We start from the raw sequence: 10136 nt of genomic DNA on the forward strand, positions 1-10136 counted from the left end.
CCTTAACCTTAACCTTCATCCATCAGCTTCCTCATCAGCTCAACGAAATCAAAGATATCCCGCTCTGAGGTATCAAAGGAGGTCATCAAACGTACTACCGAATGATTATGATCCCAGACATAAAACAGAAATTCCTTTTGCAGCTCAGGAATGATTTCAGGGGGAACTTTGGCAAAAACCCCGTTGGCTTCCACCTTCTGTGTTATCTCGATTCCTTCTATTTTTGAGGCTTCCCTGGCTAGAAGCCGGGCCATTTCATTGGAATGTCTGGCGTTTTCATACCACAGATTATTGGAAAGGTATCTCAGAAACTGGGCGGAGATAAAACGCATCTTACTGGCAAGCTGCATGCCTTGTTTGCGGATGTATTTAAATTCCTCTTCAACGATATTATTAAAAAAAAGGATGGCTTCGCCATACATCATGCCATTCTTGGTACCGCCGAAAGAGAGCACATCAACACCGGCATCCCGGGTAAATTCTTTGAACCCTTTATCCAGGGTAACTGCAGCATTTGCGATACGGGCACCATCCATATGAAGATACATATTGTTTTCATGTGCAAACTCGGCAAGTGCCTTTATTTCATTTTGTGAATAGATAGTACCAAGCTCAGTGGCCTGAGTGATAGAGATAAACCTGGGTTGAGAATGATGTTCAAAGCCAATGCCTTTTATGTGTTTCCTGATCTTTTCGATACTCAGTTTTCCATCTTCGGTCTCAACCGGTAAAAGTTTGATGCCGTTGAATTTTTCAGGGGCTCCGCATTCATCTTCATGGATGTGGGCAGTTTCAGCACAAATCACCGAATGATACGAACGGGCGAAGGCCCCCAAGCCCAATACATTAGCTGCCGTCCCTAAAAAAACAAAATAAGTTCCTGTATCTTCGCCAAAATATTCTCTGAACTTGTCACTGGCCTCGCGGGTATATTGATCATCACCATAGGCAAGGACATGTCCCCTATTGGCTTCCTGCAGTGCAATGAAGATCTCATGATGTACACCGGAATTGTTATCGCTCGCAAATCCTCTCATATATATTTTTTTAATTAGATTTTCCGGATGTATCGATATCCCAATACTCCCGAATAAAAAAGTCCGGGAAGGAAAAATCCCGCCCGGACAAAATTAAGATTTTATGAATAAATTCAGATTTAATCCCGCTTAAAACTGTTCATCGTATTTGGTCCAAAGTTTATCACCCAGATTCCAGGCTTTTTCCACAACTTTATTTCCCCACTTGTTGGTATGGTTTGTAAGAATTGTTTTTGCCTTTTCAGGATTCTCTTCATACATATTCAGGGCTTTCTTATCAATTTCCGATTGCCGGTTAAAAAGCTCCTTCTGCCAGGGATTCCATACTGTATCTATATCCTTATGCATGTCACCCCACCTTTGGGCAGCCAGTGTGCCAAGCCTGTTGAATGCCCACCATGCAGACTCCCGGGTGTAGCCATCGGTTCTTCCCGGAGTGCTGTAAGATTCTGGCAGTTTTGTTGTTCCGGCATAAACCGGGATATAAATTGATGAGGCAATGTTATCCTGAGCCAGCCATACTACTCCTCCTATTTCGTCAGGCAGCCAGCTCCGGCATTGAATGATGGTGCCATACATGGTATACCATCTGGCGATGGTTCGTTCACCAAGAAATCTGATGTCTCCGGTTTCTTCATCAACCTGATACCAGCTCCCGCTCACATCATCAATAGCCAACTGGTCATAGGGCATAAAAGGATTGGCCAGCGGTGAAATTTCCTGCTTCCCTTCTTCATTTTCCCAGGTAATATTCCGCCGCATATCATAGGGGGTACCCTGATAATAGTCCTTAAATACATTTACCAGATCGATGAGTGCCACCTTTTCATCGGGTTTGACAGAAAAGGGATAATTTTCAGATGTGGGACTCAGATCAAGTGATGGAGCAAGCAGATCGAAAACCCTCCACTCTCTTCTCCGGGCAGCTATGGATTTACGGCTTTCCGGCGCATAAGCATAACAGAATTCAAAGGGTCCTTCCTCTTTATCCCACCATCCTTTTTCTTTGGCTACTTCAAAAACATTATCTGAGGCCATAAAATTTCCGGGATCGTCGGCATTGATCTGTCTTATCCTTGAAGCATTGGCATTCACTGAAATGTGGTCGTCGGGTACGCGCCGGGCAGCCCAGATAGAACCAACTTTTCCTTTGCCGGGACCGACGACCTCAAAATGCCAGACCTCCTCTTCATCAGCAATGGTAAGGCATTCGCCATAATCATTCCACCCATATTTTTGAGTCAGCCTGCCGGCCAGTTTTATGGCTTCCCGCGCCGTGGTGGCACGCTCGAGCATAAGCTGACACAGACGCTGGCAGTCAATCAAACCCTCGTCGGATTGAAGCTCATCCCTTCCTCCGAATGTGGATTCGCCAATGGCTAACTGATGCTCGTTCATACTTGGATAAGCCGTATTCAGATAACCATGGGTCTGATCTACCTGTGGGATCTCTCCTATCTGCTCATGCTTATAGGCAGGCATGGCCTGGGAGGAATCATTTACCCTTTTATACATGGGAACTGTAGCATCGGATTCATGATCCCCGGGAGGTTTAATATTCATCCAGGAACGGGTGCGATGACTGTCATCTGTGTGGGATGTAATAACAGATCCGTCAGCCGTCGCATCTTTTCCTGCCGTTATACTGGTGCAGCCCTCCGGAAAGCCGCCTACCCAATCGGCTTTCGATTGCGAAAATCCGTAATTCGGATTTATAAACAATGAAATAACCAATAATACCGGTAATTGAATAATTTTTCGTTTCATAGCTTTTCATAATTTTAAGGCCCCAAAATAATAAAATTGATCACAACTCCATTGTTATAAAATTGTTTAAAACCATTAAAAATATGGTTTAATAAACGGGAATTTCATATTACTTTCATTAGCGTAACATTTTATTAAAAAACTGAATTTTAAATTGATTTATATGCCAAATTCAGAAACTCTGCTCGTATTACCATGGAACCCGCATGTTACTCATGTTCTTGTTGTGAAGGTTCCTGGATGCGGGTTTCACACATCTATTTTATATTGAATTTATTGATTATGTTATATTTATTATAATAAACAATCATTTTCTCCCGTATATGATAAATTATTTTTTTTATGGACGTTTCAATCCAAAAAAATTTATATATATTGTCAGAATGATTGACACGCTATCTGGGATGAGATAATTGTAAAACAAAACGAAGCAATTGTATGGATAACAGTAAAAAGGACAAAATGGAGCTGAAAAGGAATATCTACAACAGATGTCTTGAAATTCTGGAGAACAATGCTGAAACCGCCAGAAAAACCATGAATGAAATACAGATTGACGCCAATGAAGCCGAACAGGAACACGATGTTTTTGACGGTTCGCGCGCTGAACTGTTGCGAGAGCGGGATATATATGCCGAACAACTTCAAAAGGCAGTAGATGACATTCACATATTGAAAAAAGTATCTTTCGACGAACTGGAAGATAAAGTGGAGTTTGGAGCCGTTGTCATTACAAACAAACAAAAAATATTCATTGCATTGGGTCTGGGTAAAGTGGAAGTCGATGGAGACACTTACTTCGTGATCTCTAAAGATGTTCCCATATACAAAGCCATGGAAGGTCTGCAGAAAGGCGATACCTTCCAGTTCAACAACAATACATTTGAAATAAAAGATGTATTCTGAGAAGAAGTTGGTCCCGCCTTCTGCGGGAGCAAACCGCAGTTGGCAAAACCTCCGGCAAAGTGCAGCAGAGATTTAATTTGCGTTCCTGATATAAGTGAAGACGAGAAGAGGAGAAGAGGAGAAGAGGAGAAAAGGAGAAAACGGGAAGACGGTAGTGATGGGGTTGAGTCACTGAGTAGACCAATCAATCAACCAATCAACCAATCAATCAATCAATCGTTATAATTATACATAAATATCTTGATATCAGTAAGCCATGACCAAACTAAACTTGCGGGGGAAAGATCTGCAGCGCATCGGTTTTGCCGACGACCGTGCCATGAGCATAGCAAAAAACGTAATGCTCAAATATTACAAACATAACAACAAGGCAGAAGCCCTCGATATCTTAAAAAAGGTGCACAAAAACCCCAACAAATTTATTAATCATCCGCATTTGGGAAAAATAGCGGAGGTGCTTGTCGAAAAAACGCAGTCGCAAAAGAAAATTTCAATCAGCCTGGATAACAAAAAGCCCTATAAAATATACGGAGCGGAAAGGATAGAAAAAGGAGCCCTGGACCAAATGGCTACTGCCATGCAATTGCCCATCTCTCTTCAGGGTGCGTTGATGCCGGATGCTCATCAGGGGTATGGCCTGCCCATTGGGGGTGTGCTGGCGACCAAAAATGAAGTGATCCCATATGGGGTGGGCATGGATATTGGATGCAGAATGTGCATGTCCATTTATGATCTGGATGTGGACCAGATCACCAAAAACCAGACGCGATTGAAAAGCCTGCTTACAGAAAAGACCCGCTTTGGAAGGGCCGAATTTAAAGAACCCAAAAACCATCCCATATTGGAGCGACCGGAACTTAATGAAATCGGTTTTTTAAAAACATTGAAAAAGAAAGCTCATGACCAATTGGGAAGTTCGGGACATGGCAATCATTTCGTGGATATCGGCCTGTTGGAGCTCAAGGAATATATTCCTGAGAAAGACCTGCAACCCGGAAATTACTTTACCATTCTTTCCCATTCCGGTTCCCGGGGACCGGGAGCTGAGATAGCACGGTATTATACAAAAATAGCCATGGATAAATGCGATCTGCCTAAAGGAGCAAGGGCTCTGGCCTGGCTGGATTTGTCAAGAGAAGAAGGAATTGAATACTGGAAGGCCATGAACTGGGCCGGAGATTATTCAGCAGCCAACCACCATGTAATTCATGAAAAACTCTCAGAAGCGCTCGGAAATAAACCCCTGGCCATGCTGGAAAACCACCATAACTTTGCCTGGAGGGAAAATCTTCCTTCCGGGCAAGCCGGGATCATTCACAGAAAAGGGGCCACACCGGCTCACAAGGACGTATTAGGTATTATTCCCGGATCTATGGCTTCTCCCGGTTATATCGTGCGGGGCAAAGGCAATGCAGAAGCGCTCAATTCCGCTGCTCACGGTGCAGGAAGGGTTATGTCGCGTAGTCAGGCCAAAAAACAATTTCAGGCAAAGGAACTGCAGGAAATGCTCAATGAAAAAGGCGTAGTGCTGATTGGTGGAGGACTCGACGAATCTCCCCTGGCTTATAAAGATATCAATGAAGTAATGCAACTGCAGGAGGATATGGTAGATATACTGGCAGAATTTAAACCGAAGATTGTAAGGATGGAATAATGCAGTATGCAGTATGCAGTATGCAGTGTGCAGTTGAAAAATCTGGAAAAGGGAAATATCTTTTATTCAAATATATTAATAGATTTGTCAAAGAAATACTGGACTTATGGACCAAAACACCCAGGCATCTCCCTTTGAGTTGGCATCTAAGTTTGTAAACAGCACCGACCGCAACATATTTCTTACCGGAAAGGCGGGCACAGGCAAAACCACTTTCCTGAAAAAAATTGTTCGAAACACCCATAAAAAGGTGATGGTGGCTGCTCCAACAGGTATTGCAGCCATAAATGCAGGAGGTGTTACCCTGCATTCGCTGTTTCAGCTACCTTTTGGCAGTTTTCTTCCCTCCTCTCAACCCATCGGTGATGAAATTATCAATACACAAATCAGTACACCCCAGTCCTTAAAGAAATCCCTCCGCATGAACAGTCATAAACGCAAGCTGATCAATGAAATGGAAGTGCTGATCATCGATGAGGTGAGCATGCTTCGGGCGGATATACTGGACGCTATTGACACGGTGCTGCGGTATGTTCGCAAAAGGAATGGCATGCCCTTCGGAGGGGTTCAGATGGTATTTATTGGCGACTTGCTTCAGTTACCTCCTGTTATCAAGCAGGAAGAAAAAAAGTATCTGGAATATTACTATACCACCGGTTTCTTTTTTGAGGCAAGGGCATTGCAGGAAGCCCGTCCGTTGTATATTGAGCTGGAAAAAATATTCCGGCAGACCGACCAACAATTTATAGAAATCCTGAACCACTTCCGGGATAATACCGTAACCAGCAAAGATCTGGATATACTGAACAGTCATTACAAACCCTCCTTTAAACCCAAATCCGACGAAGGCTATATCTTCCTCACCACACACAATAAAAAGGCGGATGCGATCAACCGAAGGGCTTTGAAGAATCTTCCGGGGAAATCGTTTCAGTTTACAGCCAAAGTTGAGGGAGATTTCGGCAAGCACCTCTACCCTGTTGACTATACGCTCGAACTGAAAAAGGGTGCCCAGGTCATGTTCATAAAGAATGATTATTCCGGGGAGAAACGCTACTTTAACGGCAAGATCGGTACCGTAACGGCACTGTCGGAAGAAGAAATTGAAGTAAGCTTTGACGACGGGACACCCCCAACCGAAGTGGAACCTTATACATGGGAAAACAAACGATACTCCCTGAACAAAAACACCAATGAAATTGAAGAAAACATGAAGGGGTCCTTTACCCATTTTCCCATCAAACTGGCCTGGGCCATAACTGTGCACAAAAGCCAGGGACTGACTTTTGAAAAAGCCATTATTGATGTCTCCGAAGCTTTTGCTCCCGGCCAGATATACGTAGCCCTCTCGCGCCTGGTTTCCCTGAAGGGGCTCGTACTCAATGCCCCACTTCCCTACAACATGCTGGAACCGGATGAAGCGCTGAAGCATTTTTCTAAAAACAAACTTTCACCGGAAACACTTGAAAAGGAATACCACAATGAATTGCCAAAATATATTTGTAATTATATTTCAGAAGCTTTTAATTTTCATCCCCTGAATGAAGAAATCCGTCAGCATATCAACAGCTATTATAAAGATGAAAAGCAATCGGCCAAACAAAAATATAAAAATTGGGCTGTTCAGCTCCAAAAAGATTTTCAGGAGGTTGAAAATGTTGGCAACAAATTTCAGAACCAGCTAAAAAGAATGACTAATTCCGGGGATCCTCAATGGCTCAATAATCTTCAGGAACGGGTGAAGGCTGCCAAAGAATACTTTGAAACCCGACTGAAACCATTCACCCATAAGATCAGGCAACACATCAGCTCCCTGTCTAATGAAACGGGAGTCAAACAATACATCAGGGAACTCCGCGATCTGGAACATTCATTTAACAGCCAGATTCAATCCATACAGAAATCTGAGGCGCTGCTTGATGCGGTCATCGGGAATAAGGAACTTACCCGGGAAAACCTCCAAACAAAGGCATTTAAAGAAAAAGAGAAGGCACCCGCCAGGCCTGAAAAGCCAAAACAAAACAAAGGCTCAGGCAAGAATAAAACACCTACCAAAGAAATTAGCCTGCAGATGTTTCAGAAAGGCAAAACCATTGAAGAGATTGCAGCAGAAAGGTCGCTGGCCGTTTCCACCATTGAAGGACACATGGCGCACTGGGTCAGAGAAGGAACTTTGCCGGCGGAGCAATTTGTAAACCAGGATAAGCTGGAGAAGATCATTTATGTAGCTCAACATCTGAATTCCACCAAATTAAACGATATCAAAGCGAAACTTGGCGACGAATACACCTACAGCGACCTAAAGTTTGCTGTCGCACATCACCGCTTTAACCTGGAGCAGAAAGAACAATAAGGGCAAACCTTCTCATATACCGGTTTGCCCTTTGATTCTGCTATTTTACTTTGCATCCCTTATGCCAGGGATACTTCCAACTGAACAATCACCGTCAGGTTTGGGCTGCTATGGGTTCATTTTCATAGGGCATAGAAAAATAGGCGATGATATGAATGATCCACCCGGCAAAAATGACCAATGAGCCCACAAAGAAAATAACGAGCGCGATGGCGCCTATAAAATATAGCAGACCTGCCGTCTTGAAAAGTTTCACGCCGGTTTGTCCGGCAAGAACTGATAAAGCTTTATAGACAAAATAGAACCCAACGATTGATCCCGCAAGCATGATAAGAGCTCCCGCAATGGTTGCTCCGCTTCCAAATATCAAACTTGTTATTTCAGGAATGTTAAGTGTTTCAGGGTCCTGCAAGGATAATGAAACAGCCGTTGCTCCAACAGCAATAGCAATAATAATACCCCCAATCAGGTTGGCTCCTACATAAATGATGGTGCCGGTGAGCGCATTATTAAAAACATCAGGCTTTTCATAAACTTTTGAAAAATAGTAATGTGAGATCAATAAAAGTACTAAGGCAGCTAATCCGGCCAGAAAACCGATAAGCGGGATAATTGCCGCAACAGGTAACAAAATACCTACACGTCCTAAAGTAATAGCTTGGCTTTTCATAATGTTTGTATTTTTGGTTATCGTTAATTGGTATGCAAGTTAGTAATAATATTCAATGAATGCAAATCATTTCGGTTGCTTTTAGCCAAAAAAGTTAATATATTTTCGTCCTTTAATTGGATACAATCTATTTTAATTTTCATGTCTATGGCAACATCGAAAACAGAAGCAGGAAAGCTATTTAAAGCACAGTGCGAATCTAATCCTTGGGAAATCAAACCCTTCGGCGCGGGAAGATTTTCCGAAACCTTCTACATTCAGGATGAGAAGGAGGGCGAATACATCATGCGGATAGCCCCTTCGGATACCTTGCTTCAACTGTTTTATGAATACAGAATGATGCGCCAGGAGCCGGAAATCCATGCAAGGCTGCTTAACGAGACCACCGTTCCTGTACCTCGTATTATTGCTTACGATTTCAGCCGGACCCTTATTGACAGGGATTATCTGATCATGAACAAGCTGTCGGGAAAGCCTCTGAGCGAAACTTCCCTTTCAAACAAAGCCTTTATCAGGGCATTTAAAGAATGGGGCGAATATGTCCGGGAGATTCATTCAGTCAGTGAACCCGATAACCGTTTTGGCTACGTGGGGGCTCATCATCCTATGGAACCCCAGGATTCCTGGAAGGAAGCTTTCCGCATCATGTACTGTAAAATGCTGGACGATATCAAAAAGCAGGGTATCTACGACGAGGAAACCTATGATATGGCCTACCAGCTTCTTGAAGACAACCTGGAAGTGTTCAATCACTGCCAAACTTCCCGCCTCTGCCACGGCGACCTGTGGGTGACCAATCTGCTGGTAGATGAAGACGGAAATGTAACCGGGCTCATCGACTTTGACCGCGCCTGCTGGGGCGATATCGAATGGGACCTGGCCATTGCCGAATATTGCGGTGTTACCCGACCACCCTTCTGGGAAGGTTATGGGGAAAAAATCGATACCCACACGGGCGATGCCAACATCCGACGAATGTTTTACCTCCTTTATGAACATCAGAAATACATCATCATTGCTCTGAGCGAACGCCGCAACGATCCGGAGGGCGCCAGGCGCTATGCACGGGAATCGATGGAAATTATGAAACAGTTTAAGCGCTCGGGAGATATTCTCGTGTGAATCGATGGTTTAACAGGCAGGCAGAAGGTTGCAGAAAAAAATGAGAGTCATTCGGTTGTCATTCGGTTGTATTCGCAGGAATGCTTAAGCGAACCATCAAAGGAAATTAATATCTATAAAACTATACCAAAGCATGACTTTACTTGATCATTAGAAAAAAGTTTGACTTATAATTTCAAATTGCCACCAGCATGAAAAGCAATAACCCGGTCTCATACAAAAACGAAGAAACAACAAAAACTTCCTGGAAAACAGCAAAATTTTCCGGCTTGAAATACAAGTGGATATTCTTACTATCCGGATTGATGTTTCTCTTTTCCTGCGGCCAACAGGAAAAACAACCCCCGGAACCCGTCCGGCTGACGCTGGAACAGGCCAATAAGCTCGCCGAACTGCCCCTTGCCTGCATGCAAAACGAATACCCCAACAAGCCGGGACACGTGCTGGGTGGTGAAGAATACCTTAAAGAACCCCATAAACAGCACCCCGCATTTTACGGATGTTTTGACTGGCATTCCTCTGTTCACGGCCACTGGTCATTGGTAAAACTGTTGAAGGAATATCCCGGGCTGGAGAAGGCTGACACGATCCGGTTAAAGCTTCGGGAGAACATCACGAAAGAACACA

8 protein-coding genes are annotated in these 10136 nt (G+C 43.7%); 5 read left to right on the forward strand and 3 right to left on the reverse strand.

Features of this window, described 5'->3' with window-relative positions:
• Window positions 1–8: 8 nt before the first annotated feature.
• Both KGY70_11390 and KGY70_11395 read right to left on the reverse strand, forming a co-directional pair.
• Complete coding sequence (locus KGY70_11390) at window positions 9–1037, reverse strand: low specificity L-threonine aldolase (GenBank protein ID MBS3775783.1); 1029 nt, start codon at window positions 1035–1037, stop codon at window positions 9–11.
• Between the two features lie 129 nt (window positions 1038–1166).
• Window positions 1167–2804: a C69 family dipeptidase gene (locus tag KGY70_11395; protein MBS3775784.1), complete on the reverse strand. Its 1638-nt coding sequence runs from the start codon at window positions 2802–2804 to the stop codon at window positions 1167–1169.
• 438 nt (window positions 2805–3242) lie between these two features.
• On the opposite strand from KGY70_11395, the gene KGY70_11400 reads away from it, so the two are divergent.
• The 3 genes from KGY70_11400 to KGY70_11410 all read left to right on the forward strand — a co-directional run bounded on the left by KGY70_11400 (window position 3243) and on the right by KGY70_11410 (window position 7717).
• Complete coding sequence (locus KGY70_11400) at window positions 3243–3710, forward strand: hypothetical protein (protein MBS3775785.1); 468 nt, start codon at window positions 3243–3245, stop codon at window positions 3708–3710.
• Between the two features lie 256 nt (window positions 3711–3966).
• Entirely contained in the window at window positions 3967–5364 is a 1398-nt protein-coding gene (locus tag KGY70_11405) for an RtcB family protein (protein MBS3775786.1), read from the forward strand.
• A 106-nt stretch (window positions 5365–5470) separates the two neighbouring features.
• On the forward strand, window positions 5471–7717 hold the full coding sequence (locus tag KGY70_11410) for a helix-turn-helix domain-containing protein (protein ID MBS3775787.1): 2247 nt from the start codon (window positions 5471–5473) through the stop codon (window positions 7715–7717).
• 94 nt (window positions 7718–7811) lie between these two features.
• On the opposite strand, the gene KGY70_11415 is transcribed toward KGY70_11410, so the two are convergent.
• The gene (locus KGY70_11415) at window positions 7812–8387 is read right to left on the reverse strand and encodes a DUF996 domain-containing protein (protein ID MBS3775788.1); all 576 of its coding nucleotides are present in this window, start codon (window positions 8385–8387) and stop codon (window positions 7812–7814) included.
• 147 nt (window positions 8388–8534) lie between these two features.
• Here KGY70_11415 and KGY70_11420 point away from each other — a divergent pair, with 147 nt between their 5' ends.
• Entirely contained in the window at window positions 8535–9509 is a 975-nt protein-coding gene (locus tag KGY70_11420; GenBank protein MBS3775789.1) for an aminoglycoside phosphotransferase family protein, read from the forward strand.
• Window positions 9510–9700: 191 nt separating this feature from the next.
• On the forward strand, window positions 9701–10136 hold a 436-nt coding region (locus KGY70_11425; GenBank protein ID MBS3775790.1), incomplete at its 3' end, for a DUF2891 family protein.

The sequence above is a fragment of the Bacteroidales bacterium genome (assembly GCA_018334875.1).
GTDB lineage: Bacteria > Bacteroidota > Bacteroidia > Bacteroidales > UBA12077 > JAGXLC01.